The 16,201-nt window shown below is 63.7% G+C and carries 18 protein-coding genes, 2 tRNA genes and 1 pseudogene; 18 read left to right on the top strand and 3 right to left on the bottom strand.

Annotated elements, in window-relative coordinates; translation table 11 throughout:
• The first annotated feature begins 383 nt into the window (after positions 1 to 383).
• The 3 genes from ACJ73U_RS44180 (at position 384) to ACJ73U_RS44190 (ending at position 4,256) form a co-directional block, all read left to right on the top strand.
• Positions 384 to 1,205 (top strand): serine/threonine-protein kinase, encoded by an 822-nt coding sequence (locus ACJ73U_RS44180; protein WP_407783772.1) that lies wholly within the window; start codon positions 384 to 386, stop codon positions 1,203 to 1,205.
• Between the two features lie 5 nt (positions 1,206 to 1,210).
• Positions 1,211 to 2,587 carry a hypothetical protein gene (locus ACJ73U_RS44185; RefSeq protein ID WP_407783773.1) on the top strand — a complete coding sequence of 459 codons (1,377 nt, stop codon included), beginning with the start codon at positions 1,211 to 1,213 and terminating at the stop codon, positions 2,585 to 2,587.
• 1,105 nt (positions 2,588 to 3,692) lie between these two features.
• Entirely contained in the window at positions 3,693 to 4,256 is a 564-nt protein-coding gene (locus tag ACJ73U_RS44190; protein ID WP_407783774.1) for an HD domain-containing protein, read from the top strand.
• On the opposite strand, the gene ACJ73U_RS44195 is transcribed toward ACJ73U_RS44190, so the two are convergent.
• Both ACJ73U_RS44195 and ACJ73U_RS44200 read right to left on the bottom strand, forming a co-directional pair.
• Positions 4,247 to 4,717, bottom strand: coding sequence for an NUDIX hydrolase (locus ACJ73U_RS44195; RefSeq protein ID WP_407783775.1), 471 nt, complete (start codon positions 4,715 to 4,717; stop codon positions 4,247 to 4,249). The two genes, ACJ73U_RS44190 and ACJ73U_RS44195, sit on opposite strands and share 10 nt — an antisense overlap.
• A 10-nt stretch (positions 4,718 to 4,727) precedes the next feature.
• The gene (locus tag ACJ73U_RS44200) at positions 4,728 to 5,471 is read right to left on the bottom strand and encodes a DUF5919 domain-containing protein (RefSeq protein ID WP_407783776.1); all 744 of its coding nucleotides are present in this window, start codon (positions 5,469 to 5,471) and stop codon (positions 4,728 to 4,730) included.
• 154 nt (positions 5,472 to 5,625) lie between these two features.
• Between ACJ73U_RS44200 and ACJ73U_RS44205 the strand changes: the two genes are divergently transcribed.
• The 10 genes and pseudogenes from ACJ73U_RS44205 to ACJ73U_RS44250 form a co-directional block, all read left to right on the top strand.
• Positions 5,626 to 6,039: a plasmid replication, integration and excision activator gene (locus ACJ73U_RS44205; RefSeq protein ID WP_407783777.1), complete on the top strand. Its 414-nt coding sequence runs from the start codon at positions 5,626 to 5,628 to the stop codon at positions 6,037 to 6,039.
• Between the two features lie 17 nt (positions 6,040 to 6,056).
• Entirely contained in the window at positions 6,057 to 6,263 is a 207-nt protein-coding gene (locus tag ACJ73U_RS44210) for a hypothetical protein (protein ID WP_407783778.1), read from the top strand.
• Between the two features lie 3 nt (positions 6,264 to 6,266).
• A complete protein-coding gene (locus ACJ73U_RS44215; RefSeq protein ID WP_407783779.1) occupies positions 6,267 to 6,557 on the top strand; it encodes a hypothetical protein in 291 nt (96 codons plus the stop codon).
• A gap of 17 nt (positions 6,558 to 6,574) precedes the next feature.
• Positions 6,575 to 6,805, top strand: a complete 231-nt coding sequence (locus ACJ73U_RS44220; RefSeq protein WP_407783780.1) for an AMED_5909 family protein — start codon at positions 6,575 to 6,577, stop codon at positions 6,803 to 6,805.
• A complete protein-coding gene (locus ACJ73U_RS44225; protein ID WP_407783781.1) occupies positions 6,802 to 7,320 on the top strand; it encodes a helix-turn-helix domain-containing protein in 519 nt (172 codons plus the stop codon). The genes ACJ73U_RS44220 and ACJ73U_RS44225 overlap by 4 nt, the downstream gene beginning before the upstream one ends.
• A 388-nt stretch (positions 7,321 to 7,708) precedes the next feature.
• The gene (locus ACJ73U_RS44230) at positions 7,709 to 9,130 is read left to right on the top strand and encodes an FtsK/SpoIIIE domain-containing protein (RefSeq protein WP_407783782.1); all 1,422 of its coding nucleotides are present in this window, start codon (positions 7,709 to 7,711) and stop codon (positions 9,128 to 9,130) included.
• Positions 9,127 to 9,537 (top strand): hypothetical protein, encoded by a 411-nt coding sequence (locus ACJ73U_RS44235; protein WP_407783783.1) that lies wholly within the window; start codon positions 9,127 to 9,129, stop codon positions 9,535 to 9,537. Before ACJ73U_RS44230 ends, ACJ73U_RS44235 begins: the two co-directional genes overlap by 4 nt.
• On the top strand, positions 9,534 to 11,111 hold the full coding sequence (locus ACJ73U_RS44240) for a replication initiator (protein ID WP_407783784.1): 1,578 nt from the start codon (positions 9,534 to 9,536) through the stop codon (positions 11,109 to 11,111). The genes ACJ73U_RS44235 and ACJ73U_RS44240 overlap by 4 nt, the downstream gene beginning before the upstream one ends.
• An 18-nt stretch (positions 11,112 to 11,129) precedes the next feature.
• Positions 11,130 to 11,345 carry a helix-turn-helix domain-containing protein gene (locus ACJ73U_RS44245; protein ID WP_407783785.1) on the top strand — a complete coding sequence of 72 codons (216 nt, stop codon included), beginning with the start codon at positions 11,130 to 11,132 and terminating at the stop codon, positions 11,343 to 11,345.
• A gap of 422 nt (positions 11,346 to 11,767) precedes the next feature.
• Positions 11,768 to 12,379, top strand: a pseudogene (locus ACJ73U_RS44250) (tyrosine-type recombinase/integrase); the annotation flags it as partial.
• Between the two features lie 302 nt (positions 12,380 to 12,681).
• Here the strand turns inward: ACJ73U_RS44250 and ACJ73U_RS44255 are convergent.
• A tRNA-Gly gene (locus ACJ73U_RS44255) sits at positions 12,682 to 12,752 on the bottom strand.
• Positions 12,753 to 12,832: 80 nt separating this feature from the next.
• Here ACJ73U_RS44255 and ACJ73U_RS44260 point away from each other — a divergent pair.
• From ACJ73U_RS44260 to ACJ73U_RS44280, 5 genes are all read left to right on the top strand, one after another.
• Positions 12,833 to 12,906: transfer RNA gene (locus ACJ73U_RS44260), tRNA-Pro, on the top strand.
• A gap of 120 nt (positions 12,907 to 13,026) precedes the next feature.
• Positions 13,027 to 14,397 carry a trigger factor gene (gene tig, locus ACJ73U_RS44265; RefSeq protein ID WP_407783786.1) on the top strand — a complete coding sequence of 457 codons (1,371 nt, stop codon included), beginning with the start codon at positions 13,027 to 13,029 and terminating at the stop codon, positions 14,395 to 14,397.
• A 110-nt stretch (positions 14,398 to 14,507) separates the two neighbouring features.
• Positions 14,508 to 15,128 carry an ATP-dependent Clp protease proteolytic subunit gene (locus ACJ73U_RS44270; RefSeq protein WP_407783787.1) on the top strand — a complete coding sequence of 207 codons (621 nt, stop codon included), beginning with the start codon at positions 14,508 to 14,510 and terminating at the stop codon, positions 15,126 to 15,128.
• Positions 15,129 to 15,158: 30 nt separating this feature from the next.
• The gene (locus ACJ73U_RS44275) at positions 15,159 to 15,791 is read left to right on the top strand and encodes an ATP-dependent Clp protease proteolytic subunit (RefSeq protein WP_407783788.1); all 633 of its coding nucleotides are present in this window, start codon (positions 15,159 to 15,161) and stop codon (positions 15,789 to 15,791) included.
• A 234-nt stretch (positions 15,792 to 16,025) separates the two neighbouring features.
• A partial coding sequence (locus ACJ73U_RS44280; protein WP_407783789.1) for a ClpX C4-type zinc finger protein occupies positions 16,026 to 16,201 on the top strand: 176 nt, incomplete at its 3' end.

Here is a 16,201-nt window from a genome sequence, read left to right on the forward strand (position 1 = left end):
GCTGTCGCCTACATAGGCGATGGGATCTTGCATGAGTGATCATTCGCGCCGCTGGCGGTGGCGCTCCCGCCGAGGGCAAGTGTGCTGCGCCGCGCAGGCCGGCCGGCGCGAGCGGAGCGGTAGCCGGCCGTGCCGCGATGAATGCAGGCCACGTTGCCATCGCGACGGGCCAACCGCGCCGCCGCCGGCGGCGCGCCTTGATACCCAAGAGCGAAATTCTGCAGCGGCCGATTGGCTACACAGCTATCGCGAAGCAGTGGTACGTCTTAGCTTGAAGTCGCGCCGAAGCTCTTCGTGGTTAGTTCTTACGAGTAAGGGGCGCCGTGCACACGTGGCCCGCCGCTTGCTGCAAGCGGTTCAGGTCAGATAAAGGAGCTTGGTAAATGCAGCAGCAATTTGATGCAGATGAAGTCGCGTCAGGTCTAGCCGCAGATCAAGTCGCCTACCTGGGTACCGGTAGCTTTGGCGAGACCTGGATGGTCAAGACTGAAGACGGTAACCGCGCCATCAAGATCATATATAGGCCCGGCTACCAGGTTGAAAGGCTTGATAGAGAGGTCGCGAGTCTGCGACGTGTCGATCATGCGAATGTCGTCAGATTCTACAAAGTGTTCCTCGTGGCGATCGGCAGCGGACAATATGCGGCCATGGAGTTCGAATACATCGACGGCGATTCGCTTACTCGTGCGATGAGTAATGCCGCGATCTCCGCCGTTGATCTCAATGGTCTCGCGCGCGGGCTCCTTAACGGATTAGCGGCGCTTCACGGCGTCGATCTCATTCATCGAGATCTTAAACCGGAGAATATTACCCTCAGGGGCAACCGGTTCGACTCTCCCGTAATCCTCGATTTGGGATTAGCGAAGTTGCTAGACATTGAGTCAATTACGCGTTATCCGGCACTCATTGGCAGTCTCCTATATATGTCACCAGAACAACTTCGGGGGGAACGCGCGCTAAAGGCTAGCGATCTATGGGCCGTGGGAACGATGTTGTATGAAGCCGCCACTGGTTACCATCCGTTCTTCGGTGATGGTGAGCGGCTCACCATCGATGACGCGCTGACGCGTCTCCAGCGGCCTATCGCGATGCCCGAGAAGCTCCCTTCAGGCATTGCTGACGTCATCAAGAGGTGCTTGTCGCAGCAGGCGTACAAGCGAGGAACTGTTGTGAGACTAATTGGCCTACTGAATCAACAAGGGTGATGGTTATGGATGGCTTCAGTGATGAGCTAGAGTTTCTCGTCGACTCTACTAACGTAGACAACGTCGGTGACGCAAGTGAAATCGACTATGATCTTGACGAACTCGACGACATTGAAGACGACGATCGCGACGTAGTGGAGTATGAGTTCTCGAACTCGAATGGGCAGGACATTACTGGCGCTGCTCTCAGTCGAGACAAGCCGTTGCTCTTGGTGCATCGCAGCCATCAGCATGCATCAATCCTGCCCCAAGTGTTGAATGACGCTGCTGATCGGCACTCCGATGAATTGACGTTGGGCGCTGTTGTATCAATGCCGAGGATGTCCCCTAAATCGATCAAATCATTCTTTAATATTATTCCAAGTGATGACGTTCCGATTCGTATTGCGGATCCGGAGTGCTTCGCTAGGATGGACTCTTTTGGTGAAGAATTAAAGAAGCAGCGCGATAAAGAGTTCGTCGGACCATCAACCTCGAAATATTGGACATATTTCACCGAAGAGTTGCCTGCGGGATTCACTCAGGAATGGATAGGTGCAGTCCTGGATGCTCAGCGCGATTGTGGTGCGACCGTCTTGCTCAGTCCGGGCCTCTGGGTAGATCCTGCCTCTCCTGCAAAAAGCCTCGCTGCGATGAGGCAGCATGCAGTTTGGTCGCGCGAAAGAGTCTTGAGTGGCGAACATCTCGCAGTCAATGTCACGCTGCCATCGTCATGGCTCGCGAATGATGTGCTTCGTGAACAACTATTGAATGAAATAGTCGATATGAGTGATCCAGTATTCTACATGCGCTTCCGTTGGCCTTTGTTGGCGCAACCTTATGGTCATCTGATCGACTCGTCGATACTTGAAGGTTATATGGAACTCTCTGCAACGTGCCGAGACAACGACATCAAGCTGATTCTTCCCAACACCGGACTTACCGGCTGGCTTGCTTTAGCGTGGGGTGCTCACGGGTTCTCCACTGGAATGGGCTCAGGTGAGCGAGCTTTCGCGGACATCCGGCTGATAAAAATCAAGGCGACTGGACCGCGGCCAGCTCCCACTCAACGGATGTTCTCGTCTCCTCTCCTGCACATAGTGGAAAAGCCCATTCTCGATAGCCTCGACAGACTGCCGAATGCACAGCGCTGCTCGTGCAAATTCTGCATCGCTATGCGACGGGGTGGCGACGGCTTCGATAAGCCTCTCGCGGGCGCACATTACCTACGCCGTGTTGCCGACCTCACGGCTCAAATTTCTTCGGCGGAACGAGGTAGAGGTGTCGCGGCGAGAGAGATTGTTACTAATGCTTGCGTTTATAAGGATGAGTCCAACAAGAGGGTACCTCTCGCAAACCACAACAATCCCCGCCACTTGCCTCTTTGGCGGGCGCTACTTTGACCGAATCTGCAGGTCTACGGCCATCAAGGCGTCCTGATATCTAGTCCCCAAAGCGCTGATATTGTGCGCCCGAATACATGTGATACGCGACCAGAATTTGATCCTGAGGCAGCGAGCGATGCTATTCTTTCTGCAATAACGGCGCGATTGGCGCTTCGTGGTCGGCGGATTGCGGCGGGTAGGAGGCGAGTGACGCGGGCGACAGTTGGATCGATCGGTGTTTCGCTCGTGGCTTCCACACTAAGCAAACCCACGCCGGCATGTTCGAAGGCCGGGCGCCATGTCATTGTCTTCGGCAATCGTGTTGCATCAATGGCAACGAAGGTTGCATCGGCGAACTGGTGATGCGATGTTGCCTGAGAAAGGGCTCTTCTCCAGTCTGCTCTCTTTGCTTCGACAGCCACTATTTTGTGCACCGGTGATTGATATTCGGAAATAAGGTGCCACCCGTTTGCGGTTGATTCGATCCAACCTGAAGTTTGGAGCACTGGTAACACTCTAGTGCGGAGATGATCCACGCTGACCCGAATTGTTTCTGCTACTTCGGTGGTCGTCTTGAATCTGATTAAAGGAGTCTTCGACAAGGCTCCTAGTGCTTGTAGTACTAGGAGCCCTACAAGCTCAGTTACAGGCCGCTGTTCGCGGTCTTGGCGATGCTTCATCGCTACCGGATCTAGCTCGGCGAAGACTATGTCTACGACTCCACGAAGTGCCTGAACTTCAAAAAATGGCGCAAGAGTCCGCCGTCCAGCGAACTTTCGCTGCTGAGCGACTATTGAGCTGAGCATGTCAGCTTCGCGCTGAAAAGACACGGGTCTGTCCGTGCAGGCCTGCGTCATTTCTCGTGCCTTCCCTTTCAACGACAACTCTCGTATCATACGGCTGCTCTCATTCTTCGCAACCACCTCCCTTTCGCGGCGATGTGATGTTCGAGTGAGACGCTGTCCCTCGGTGGCCCTCTGCCGCGTTTGGAAGTGGAGAACGCCGTCGTCAGCTCAGGCGATGAGAACGGGTGACGCAGCGACTGCGAGTAACTCATAGACACCACTCTGCGACTGCATCGGCGTAGCTGTGGGAGAACTTGGGTGTCGGTAGGGTTCGCGGCATGAGCGAGCTAGTGGCGTGGGCTCAGGGACAAGCGGCGACGATGTTGAAGGCGCAACTACCTCGCCGCTGGGTCCACGTTATGGGGGTCGCTGATCGCGCTCGGGTCGCTGCTCCCTTGCTCGCTGAGAGTGACGGAGAACTACTCGTCGCGGCGGCAGTCCTGCACGACGTGGGCTACTCACCTCACCTGGTCAGGACGGGGTTTCATCCTCTTGATGGAGCTCGTGCTCTGCGTGACGTGACGTCCGTCACGAGACTTGTAGCGTTGGTGGCCCACCATTCCTGTGCCTATCGCGAAGCCGAGTTGCGTGGACTCACTGGTGAGCTGACGGAGTGGGTCGACGAAGAGACGCCGCTTAGGGATGCGCTTTGGTGGGCTGATATGACCACCTCGCCTGACGGAGTGCCTGTGGCATTCGATGAGCGGATCGAGGAGATCAAAGGCCGGTATGGGCCGCAGGATGTGGTGACGTTCTCCATTCAGCAAGCTGAGCCAGAGTTGCGAGGGGCTGTCGAGCGAACTGAGACGCGGTTGCGGTCCGCAGGGATCTCCTACGAGTAGTACGGCTGGGGGCGGTTCTTCAAGCCGTGTTGGATGCGTAGGCGGATGGTTGGGTGGATGTTCAGGTCGTCGAGGTCGGCCGGGGCTACCCACAGGGCTTCTTTGGACTCGTCGCTCGTGCGTAGGTCGCCGCCGGTGGGGGTGGCGCGGAAGCAGATGGAAAACTCCTGGCGGACCTCGCCGTCCGTGAATTCGATGACGTGGGCTGGGTCGCTGTAGATGCCGATTAGGCCGGTGACGTTGACCGCTATGCCCGTTTCTTCCATGACCTCGCGTTGCACTGTCTGTGTCAGTGTCTCGCCCAGTTCGAGTGCGCCGCCGGGGATGGCGTACAGGTCGTTGTCGGTGCGGCGGATGAGTAGTAGCCGGCCTTGCTCGTCCTGGATGAACGCGGTTACTGCTACGACGATGCTGTTGGCTGCTGGAGCGTCTGAGCTGCGGTAATGGTCGATGCGGGCCATATCTTCCTGCCTACCACTTTGGAGGCTTGGCTGCGTTCCAGACGGCTTCGAAGCTCTCCGAGTACGTCTCGAACAGATCGCCTCCGGCCAGTCTGCGGAGGTGGAGTAGCGGGGCGTGGGCGCCCATGAAGCCGTAGACGTGGGTGTTGACGAGCATGTCGTCGTCGAAGCGGTAGATCGAGTTGTAGAGGGTGGTGCCGTGGCTGCGGACGGTCACGTTGGGGACCTCGGCCAGTGGTTTGTAGAACGCCATCGCGTTGCGGACCTTCGCCGCGAGGGTGCCCTTGCCTATGCCTTCCTCGTCGCTGCGGCGGGCTACTGCTCGGCTGGCTGGGTCGCCGACCAGGAGGCGGACCTTCACGCCGTCCTCGGCCTTGGCGCGGAGCTTCCTGACCAGCGTCGGGTTGTCGGTGAGGAACATGCCCGCGTAGTTCAGCATCTCGATGTGCTGCTCGGCCCCTTCGAGGAGGCGTTCCCACAGGTCGTTCGGCACCGAATGGCGGTGGGGGTAGACCTTGACCACCTCGGACTCCGCGATCTCAGCCTTGCGCTCCGGCGCGATGGCGTCCGGCCACAGGTAGTTCTCGGTCTCTCGGACCATGGCTGCGATCGTGCGGCGGTGTCGGGGGTAGGGCAGCCGGCCCTTGGTGATCCAGCGCTCGACCGTTTTGGGGTCGACCTTGGTCGCCAGAGCGATCTGGTCCAGACCCAGACCGTTGCGTAGCATCGCGTCGCGGAGGCGTTCGTTCGTCATTCTGGTCGGTTTTCCCAGGTGAGTTGACGACTAGGGACGTCTTCACGGTAGCAGGGACGTCCTTAGATGTCCTGCTGTGCGGTGTGCCCGTCCTCCTTTGTGGACGACATTGGGTAGTGCCCGGAACACGCCGGGCTCTATCCAGGAGGCAGACATGCCACTCATCCCGACCCGGTTCCCGGTCGACTTCGGTGAGGTCTTCCCGTTCGGGGCGTTCGTGCTCGGGGTCGAACCGTCGATGGCGTTCTCGGCGGACCCGTCCCTGCCCAAGCAGCAGGAGCGGGACAAGGAGACCGGTCAGCTCGTGTGGACGGTTCGTGCGCTGGACGCGAACGAGGAGGCCGCCAAGTTCGGGGCGGAGTTCAAGGTCAAGGTCGCGGCCGACCACCAGCCGGTGCCACCCGCCAAGATCGCCGGGTTCCCATTCGCGCCGGTTGAGTTCGACGGGCTGACCATCACTCCGTACGCGAACAACAAGGGGCGCATCGCGCACAGCTTCCGCGCTTCGGGGCTGCGGGCGCCTGCGGCCGGGCGGGGCAAGCCCTCGGTCGACAAGTCAGCGGCGTGAGCGCGAAGGGAGCCGAGGTGCGCGATGTCGTGCAGGTCCACATCACTGCTGACCTGCCGATCCGTTCACGGACGCTGAGTTACGCGGACCGTGTGGAGATCCGGTTGGGCAAGGCGTTCCCGGTCGCGCTGATCGTGGACGGCCCCGCCCTCGCGCAACTTGGGGACGCGATCGCCGCAGGGAAGGCCGAGTTGGAACAAGCCGAGAAGAAGGGGGAGGGCTGAGCTATGGGGTTCAACGTCACGTGCACGCCGGGCAGGGACGCTGCCGCAGCCTTCATGCGGGTTACCGAGCACCTGCCCGCGCTGGTGATGTACCTCGACCCGGTCAACCTCGCTATCCAGCTGCCGCCGTTCCCCGGCGGAGAGTTGCTGCTGGCGAAGTTCTGCCGGGAGCTGGCGCGGGAAGCCGCGAAGCTGGCGGCCGAGATCGACCCGGACAACGAGCCGGTGCCGGGCGGGCCTCGTCATCGGTTGGATGAGGGGTCAGTCGGCTGGTTGGGCGGTGAGCCGCGGTGAGGCGCGGGCTTTCGGTGATGCCGACGACGCTGGCTGAGGCGCACGAGGTGCTGTGGCGTCGGCGGCCGGCGCGGGATGCCGGTTTGGTGGAGTTGGCGGCGTATCACCGGCACTGTGCCGAGGTGTACGCGCAGACGGCCAAGGTCGACCTGCGGCACCAGCACGAGGCAACACAGTGCGCGGGGCTGGAGATGCGCAAGGCCCGGGACATCGAGCACCAGCTCAATCCTGAGGGGGATGACGAGTGAAGGCGCTGGTTCCGGACGAGCTGGTCGGTGACGCCATCACCCGGGCAGTCGGCGGAGAGTTGCGGCTCACGCGAGAGGCGCGCGGGATATCGCGGCTTCAGTTGGTGTCGCGACTGCCGTCGGGAATAGGTGAGCGGACCCTCCTGTCCTACGAGCACGGCACGCGGCAGCTCACGGTGCTGAGGCTGGCCGAACTGAGTTGGGCGCTGGGTGTCGACGCGCCGACGATCTTCTCGCGTGGGCTGCAGCGTGCGCGGCTCCTGGTGGAGAACCTGACGCTGGTGGTTGACCTGCGTGCCTTGCTCAACGATGAGCGGGTGACGTTCCGGCCGCTTGCGCAGTGGGCGCGCAACCTTCTCAACGACTATCCGGACGGGATTGTCGAGGTTGAGCCGGCGGTCGTGCAGCATCTGGCCTCGTTCATCGGTTGCACCCGCAGTGAGTTGGCCAATCACCTCGCGCATTTCACGCCGGACTCCGGCATCGAGAAGCAGGAGAACAAGGCGACGTCCTGAGCGGAGACGTTAGTTCGTAAGTAGACACACGAGTGCACGCGGGTCGTGTGGCGATGACACGCGCCCTTGTTGTGCTGCAACAAACCCGTAGACGCAGAAGCGGAAACCTGGCTACCAACCTTGTCCGCTTCTGCGCTGCTCACCCCGGAAGGTAAGCAATGACAAGGCTAGAACCTCGTCGTGGGCTGGCGCTAGGTGGGGTCACCCGTATGCGCTGCGCCAAGTGCAAGCGATTCGCTCGGCTGCTGTCCGGCGAAACCTTGTGCGGCCGCTGTGCCGGCATGCACCCGCTCGACTTCGGGTCGGGTGAGCGGTGATGGCAAGGGAATCTCGTTGGGTTGACCCTGCGCCGTTGGAAGTGTCGCGGCCGCGGTTGCCGTGGTGGACGATGCTGCCTGGCTGGGTCAAGCTCGTGCTCTCGCCATTGGCGGCGCTGATCCTGTTGTGTTGGACCAGCTATCAGCTCGGTCGCGTGGTCTACCGATACCCGCTCTCGCTGACGCTGTTGGTCTCCGGGTGGTGGTCGTACTCCGGTCTCGGGCCGTGGTGGTTCTGTTTGCTCCTGGCCGTGCTGCTCGGTGGGCTGGGTCTGTGGTGGTGGCGTCGCCGCGACTCCTTCGAACGGTTTGCCCTGCCGCGCATCCGCACCGAGTTGCGGCGGCTGTTCGTCTACGCCTTTGACTGGCGATCCGTCATGCGGCTTTCTGAGTTGACCAAGGACAAGCGTGGTCGGGAGTACCGCCCGAAGCTCGGCCGGATCCGTGCCGAGGGTTGGCGGGACCTGGTGCGCGTGAAGATGATCAAAGGCCAAGCGCCGGAGCAATGGGAGCTGCGCGCCTCCGGCCTGGCGCACTCGTTCAACGCCGAATCGTGCCGGGTGCGGGTGGTCAAGCCTGGTCGACTGGAACTCGACTTCATCCACGCCGACCCCCTCGCCTGCGTAATCCCTGTGCCGGACCTCGCCGAGGACCCAAGCGCTCTGGATCTCCGGCGCGTGATGATCGGCCGAACCGAGACCGGCAAGCCGCTACGTCTACAGCTGCTCGGTACCCACGTGCTTACGGTCGGCGTCTCGGGCGCGGGTAAGGGCTCGCTGCTGTGGTCAGTCGTCTGGGCGCTCGCTCCGGCAGTCAAGGCCGGGCAGGTGAAGCTCTACGGGATCGACCCGAAGGGCGGGATGGAGCTGGGTCAGGCCCCGGAGGTGTTCGAACAGGTCGTCTACGACAACGGGTCCCGCGCGGTGACGTTGCTGGAATGGTTGGCGCAGGAAGTAAAGCGACGCGCGGAGTCCTACCGGGGTCGACGTCGGATGTGGACACCGGAGTGCGGTGACCCGTTCATTCTGCTCGTGGTCGACGAGCTGGCCGACCTGATCGCCTACCAGACCGACAAGAATCTCCGCGACCGTGCGACACGTGCCGTGCAGGCGATCACCTCACAGGGTCGGGCGCCGGGCGTGTGTGTGCTGGGGCTGTTGCAGGACCCGCGCAAGGAGATCATCGCGTTCCGGCATCTGTTCTCGACGCGGATCGCCATGCGGCTCGACGAGCCGGCACAGGTCGACATGGTGCTCGGCGACGGTGTCCGCAAGCGTGGCGCTGCTGCTCACGAGATCTCCGAGAGCACACCCGGCGTGGCGTGGGTGAAAGAGGACGGCAAGCGCGAGCCGGTTCGGGCGCGGGTCTTCCACGTGACCGATGACCACCTGGCGCAACTCGTGGCTTACCTCACCGGGCGGTCGGCCCTGCCTGCGTCGGCGGAGGTCGTCGAGTTCCCCGCCGGCAACCGCGAGCGTGGGGGTGCGGCGTGAACGACTCCACGACCACGATTCGGCTGCTCGGTGCGATCCAGTATCACCTGAGTACCTTCCGACTGCCGGCGCGGATCGCGACCGTGACGGTGGGCCGTGATGCGCTCAACGGCGAACAGGTCATCGTGCACCTGCGGCCGGTTCAGCTGGCTGAGCTTGCTGCCGCGCTGCTGGACTGGGCCGACACGCTGACTGGGATCACGGTGACCGCGTGGCGACCACAACATGGCAGGACGGTGCACCTGAACCTCACCGGCCAACTGCCCGACGCCACGAGCGCGACGGTCTTCGGCGGAATCGACTACACCGAAGCATTGTTCGGTGACCTCCAGCCAGAGGGACGGCAAGGCGTCGCCCTGTCCATCCTGCGCGCGTGGGCGGCCGGCGAAACGACGGTGGCGGCATGAGCGGCCAGACACGTGCCGAGCGGATGCGGACCCCACTCGCCATCGACGTGATCACCGCGACTGCTGAGCAGCACGGGGTGTGTGTTCGACCGTTCACGATGGAGGTTGGTGACCTCGACACGGGGGAGCTGCGGCATGTCGCGGTGCCGTGTGGGTCGACTGTGGAGTCGGTGTGTGGGCCGTGTGCTCGGAAGGCTCGGGCGTTGCGGATCGTGCAGTGTCGTGAGGGGTGGCACCTGGATGAGGAGCCAGACTTCACGCCGGATGCGCCGAGTGAGGATCACAAGGCACTGCTGACGCTGCGGGCGGATCTCGTTGCTGCGTATCGGGATTCGCACGGTGCGGATGCGGATGATCTGCGGGATGAGATTCAGTCGGTGGATGAGGAGCTGCGGGCGCTCGGGATGCGGGGGCGGTTGCCTGCGCCCGATGTTCCGGCCAAGGTCACGCCCAAGCGGTCGACGAAGCGGCGGCAGGATGCTCCTGAGCTTCCTCGTCGGCGGGTGGAGAAGCGGACGCTCGGGCGGGAGTTCGCGGGGCGGTTTCGGCCGTCGATGTTCGTCACGCTCACCTGTGACAGTTACGGGCGCGTTCGGGATGACGGGACGCCGGTCGACGAGTCGACTTATGACTACCGGCGGGCTGCTCGGGATGCTGTCCACTTCGCGTCTCTTGTAGACCGGTGGTGGCAGAACCTCCGGCGTTGCGTCGGCTGGGATGTGCAGTACTTCGCGACGGTGGAGCCGCAGAAGCGGGTTGCTCCGCATCTGCATGCCGCAGTCCGCGGTTCGATTCCGCATGAGGTGCTGCGGGCGGTCACGGCGGCTACGTATCACCAGGTGTGGTGGCCGGCGCATGACGAGCTGGTCTACGGCGGTGGGCGGCTGCCTGTGTGGGATGGGGATCAGTTCGTCGACCCGGACAGTCGGGAGCCGCTGACGTCGTGGGCTGAGGCGCTCGAGGCGGTGGAGGAGCCGGCGCACGTGTCGACGTTCGGGCGGCAGGTGCATTCCAAGGGCATCCTCGGCGGCTCGGAGGAGTCGGGGCGGCACATCGGCTACCTGACGAAGTACCTCACGAAGTCGCTCGGCGAGATCGTTGAGGCCGATTCCGACCGGCAGCGGCGGCACCACGACCGGTTGCACGCGGAACTGCAGGTCACGCCCTGTTCGCCGCGTTGTGCGGTGTGGCTGCTCTATGGCGTCCAACCGCTCGGAGTGAGCAGTAAGACATCGCCCGGTCACTGTAAGTCTCGGGCGCACCGTCGGACGACGCTCGGGCTTCCTGGTCGGCGGGTGCTCGTCTCGCGGAAGTGGTCGGGCAAGACGCTCGCCGACCATCGCGCTGACCGCCGGGCCTTTGTGCTCCAGGCGCTCGCCGAGGTTGGGATCGAGAAGCCGGTCGAGGAGCCTCGGCGGCTTGTCTGGAACAAGGTGCAGCCCGGTGACCCGCATGTTCCGCCTCGGGCGCATCTGCTCCTGCACGCCATCGCTGAGCGAATCCGATGGCGCGCTGAGTACGACAAGGCGTTACTCGCGGCCGGCGAACTTTCGGCAACTCAAGCGGCGGCGTAGGCGTAGAGGGGGAGCGAGATGAAGAAGTACTACACGGTGGAAGAGGCGGCTGAGTACCTCGGGACCGGGGTCCGGTTCGTGCGCCGGCTGATCGCTGAGCGGCGGATTCCGTTCCACAAGGTCGGCAAGTTCGTGCGGCTCAAGCTCGACGACCTGGAGGCCTTCGCCGATGCGGGGCGTGTCGAGGTGTTCGACCGGGGAGCGGTGCGGCGGCATGTGCGGAGGGCGTCATGACGGCGCGGCGTCGGTTCGGAAGAGTTCGGCAACTTCCTTCTGGGCGGTGGCAGGCTCGTTATCCGGGGCCGGATGGGGTGCTGCGGAGCGCGCCGGAGACCTTCGCGAGGAAGACGGACGCTGAGCGGTGGTTGTCGGCGGCGGAGACGGACCTCGGGCGGGGTGACTGGGCTGATCCTGAGGCCGGGATGGTTCCGCTCGGTGAGTACGTGGCGCAGTGGATCGAGGAGCGGCCTGGCCTGGCCATTCGGACTGTCGAGCTGTACGAGGGGCTGCTGCGGAACCACATCGGGCCGCACATCGGTCACGTGATGCTGGGCGAGATGTCCACCGCCCGGGTTCGGACCTGGCGCAAGGGGCTTCTGGATGCTGGCGTCGGGGCAGTGACGGTGACCAAGGCCTATCGGCTGCTCAAGGCCGTCATGAATACGGCTCACCTGGAAGACGGGCTGATCAAGTCGAACCCGTGCGTGATCAAGGGTGCCAGCGTCGAGAAGAGCCCTGAGCGGCCTATCGCCACGATCAAGCAGGCGTTCAAGGCGGCTGACGCGATCCTGCCGCGCTACCGGCTGATGGTGTTGCTCGCCACATTCGCCTCTCTGCGATTCGCGGAGATGGTGGGGCTCCAGCGGCAGGACCTCGACCTGGTGAACGGGGTCGTGCACGTCCGCAGGCAGTCGATCCAAACCAACAAGCAGCAGATCATCGAGACCGACCCGAAGTCCGCGGCCGGTAAGCGGCGGGTCATCGTGCCGCCGTTCATGGTCGCTGAGATGGAGGCGCATCTGGACCGGTTCGTGAGGCCAGCGAAGTCAGCGTGGGTGTTCCTTGGGCCGAAGGGAGCGCGACCAACCAGGAACAATTTCCACATCATCTGGGCCCGGGCTCGGGAAGCGGCTGGCATCCCGGACCTGCACCTTCACGACCTCCGGCACACCGGTAACACCCTCGCGGCCGAGACCGGGGCGACCTTGCGCGAGCTGATGGACCGGATGGGCCACGGCTCGACCCGGGCGGCGCTCGTCTACCTCCACGCGCGAGAGGAGCGAGGGAAGGACATCGCCGCAGGTATGGACGCCATGGTCAAGAAGGCACGGAAGAAGGCCAAGAAGAAGGACGGCAAGGGCAAGGCAGCGGAGGCCGGCGAGAAGAGGCGCAAGGACCCCAAGGCGAAGGAGGGGCACGCGAACACGGAAGGGGCACGCGAGGGGCACGCGACGACGGACGGGGGTCCGGGGGCGAAGCCCGCCGGGCGGGGCGTGGGGGTTGCACCCCCACAAGAAATGGCGAGTGAGCTGGGCGAGCGCCCTCCGCGAGCACAGATAGCCCACGAACGAGCGGGTGACGGGAATCGAACCCGCATGACCAGCTTGGAAGGCTGGGGCTCTGCCATTGAGCTACACCCGCGTGCGCCGCAAGTGTGCCGGCGCGCGGACAGCCTAGCGCGCCGCGCTACGCTGTTGCAGGTGTCCCTCCGCGAGGGACGGCGGGCTGTGGCGCAGTTTGGTAGCGCATTCGCTTTGGGAGCGAAGGGTCGCAGGTTCAAATCCTGTCAGCCCGACTTGACCGCGGGCGACCTGCGGATCGTGTATGACCTGCAGGTCGGCCCCGCCCGCTGCGAGATCGCGCGTGTTCCATAGACTCGCGAGAGCCCCACACCATCGCTACCCAGGAGACTACGTTGAAGAGCACCGTCGAGCACCTGAGCCCGACGCGGGTCCGGATCAACGTCGAGGTGCCGTTCGACGAGCTCAAGCCGAACTTCGACCGCGCGTACAAGAAGATCGCCTCGCAGGTCCGTATCCCCGGCTTCCGGCCCGGTAAGGCGCCGGCTCGGGTGATCGAGTCGCGCATCGGGCGCGCGCCGATCCTCGACGAGGTCGTCAACGAGGCCATTCCCGCGAAGTACATGGAGGCCGTCACCCAGGGTGAGGTTCGGACTCTGGGGCAGCCGAACATCGAGGTCACGAAGCTGGAGGACGGCGACCACATCGCGTTCACGGCTGAGGTCGACATCCGGCCGGAGATCACTGTGCCGGCATTCGGGGAGCTGTCCGTCACCGTCGACGACCTGCAGGTCACCGACGAGGAGGTGGACGAGCAGCTGAACGAGCTGCGGGCCCGCTTCGGCACACTGACCGGCGTCGAGCGCCCCGCGGAGACCGGCGACTTCGTCTCCATCGACCTGTCGGCCACGGTGGACGGCGAGGAGGTCGAAGAGGCCAAGACCTCCGGTCTGTCCTACGAGGTCGGCTCCGGCGAGATGATCGAGGGCATCGACGAGGCCATCACCGGGCTGTCCGCCGGCGAGGAGCGGCTCTTCACCACCAAGCTGGTCGCCGGTGAGCACGCCGGCAAGGACGCCCAGGTCACCGTCAAGGTCAACTCCGTCAAGGTGCGCGAGCTGCCCGAGCCGGACGACGAGTTCGCGCAGCTGGCGTCCGAGTTCGACACCATCGACGAGCTCAAGAGCGACCTGCGGGAACGCCTGGGCCGCGTCAAGAAGATGCAGCAGGGCGTCCAGGCCCGGGACAAGGTGCTCGACGCCCTCCTCGAGATCACCGAGGTGCCACTGCCCGAAAAGGTCGTCGAGTCCGAGGTGGAGGTCCGCAAGCACGACGCGGTCCACACCTTCGACCACGACGAGGCGCGTTTCGAGGAGTTCCTCACGTCCCAGGGCAAGACTCTGGAGGAGTTCAACAACGACGTGCAGGAAGAGGCCGAGAAGGCCGTCAAGACGCAGCTGATCCTGGACTCGATCGCCGACGCCGAGAACGTCAACGTCAACGACAACGAGCTGACCGAGCGCATCATCTACCAGGCGCAGCGGTTCGGCGTCAGCCCGGACGAGTACGTGCAGCGCGCGCAGCAGTCCGGCCAGCTCGGCGCCATCTTCGCGGACGTGCGCCGGGGCAAGGCGCTGGCCTCGGTCGTGCGCCTGGCCACCGTCACCGACGAGAGCGGCAACGCGGTCGACCTGGAGGAGCTGTTCGGACCGCGCGAGGCGGAGGAGACGGCTGACGCGCCGGTCGAGGACGCGGAGACCACGTGACGCTCTGAGCGAACTCGGGCGGTGTCGGGCATTCGATGCCGCCCGCCTTCGTTAATGTCGGACATGAGACCAGTTCAACCTCGCAACCAGAGCGGAGAAGGCAGGCAGACGTGACGCAACCACGGCAGACGCCCGACATGCGGTCGGGCACCGCAGGGCTCACCCTGAACGACTCGGTGTACGAGCGGCTGCTCCGGGAGCGCATCGTGTTCCTCGGTTCCGAGGTCGACGACGACATCGCCAACCGGATCACGGCGCAGCTGCTGCTGCTGGCTGCGGAGGACCCGGAGAAGGACATCACCTTCTACATCAACTCGCCGGGTGGGTCCGTGTCGGCGGGCATGGCGATCTACGACACGATGCAGCTGATCGAGCCGGAGGTGTCGACGTGGGCCATGGGCATGGCCGCGTCGATGGGACAGTTCCTCCTCACCGCGGGCGCTCCGGGCAAGCGGTACGCCCTGCCGCACGCGCGGATCATGATGCACCAGCCGTCCGGCGGCATCGGCGGCACCGCCTCCGACATCGCGATCCGGGCCGAGGTGCTCGCGAAGTGGAAGACCGAGATCGCCAGCATCACGGCTGAGCGCTCCGGTAAGACCATCGAGCGCATCACCACCGACCAGGACCGGGACCGCTGGTTCACGGCGGCGGAGGCGGCGGAGTACGGCCTCATCGACGAGGTCTTCAGCCACGCCTCCCCGGCGCGCCACAACGGGAACGGTCACTGACCGGGGCACCAACTTCCAGGAGCTTGAACAATGAGTGACCGCTACAGCCCGCAGGCACGGTATGTGCTGCCGTCGTTCGTCGAGCGCACGAGCTATGGGGTGAAGGAGTCCAACCCCTACAACAAGCTGTTCGAGGAGCGGATCATCTTCGTCGGCGTGCAGATCGACGACGCGTCCGCGAACGACGTGATGGCCCAGCTGCTCTACCTCGAGTCCGTTGACCCGGACCGGGACATCGTCATGTACATCAACTCGCCGGGTGGCTCGTTCACGTCGATGATGGCGATCTACGACACCATGCAGTTCGCCCGGCCCGACGTGCAGACCTACTGCCTCGGCCAGGCGGCGTCGGCGGCCGCCGTGCTGCTCGCCGCCGGCACACCGGGCAAGCGGTACGCGCTGCCCAACGCTCGAATGCTGATCCACCAGCCCTCCATGGAAGGCGCCTACGGTCAGGTGTCCGACCTGCAGATCCAGGCGAACGAGATCCAGCGGGTGCGCCGGTCGATGGAGGAGACGCTGGCCAGGCACACCAAGCGCTCGGTCGAGCAGATCCACCTCGACATCGAGCGGGACCGAATCCTGACGGCCGACGAGGCGAGTGAGTACGGCATCGTGGACGAGGTGCTGTCGTACCGGAAGCTGTCGTCAACTCGGCCCTGACCAGGGCCTCGGATGGCTCCGGACCGTACGGTCCGGAGCCACCTGATCAGCCGAATCCGATAACTCGGCGGCGAGGTTCTCCCCCTGAGTGGGGGTTGGCAGGTACCGTCGAAGGCAACAGGCACGACCGGGCCTGGAGTGGCGTGGGCGATACTAGTCACTCGGGGTCCGTCAGAGGCCAAAGATCCAGGTGTGCACCCCGATGCACGCCGGAGGGGACAGAGGTCAGCGGTCATGGCGCGTATCGGCGACGGCGGAGACCTGCTGAAGTGCTCTTTCTGCGGGAAGAGCCAGAAGCAGGTGAAGAAACTCATCGCTGGACCTGGCGTGTACATCTGCGACGAGTGCATCGACCTCTGCAACGAGATCATCGAGGAGGAGCTGGCCGAGGCCGGCGACGTCAAGCTCGA

The sequence above is a fragment of the Actinophytocola sp. genome (assembly GCF_045807065.1).
Lineage (GTDB): Bacteria > Actinomycetota > Actinomycetes > Mycobacteriales > Pseudonocardiaceae > Actinophytocola.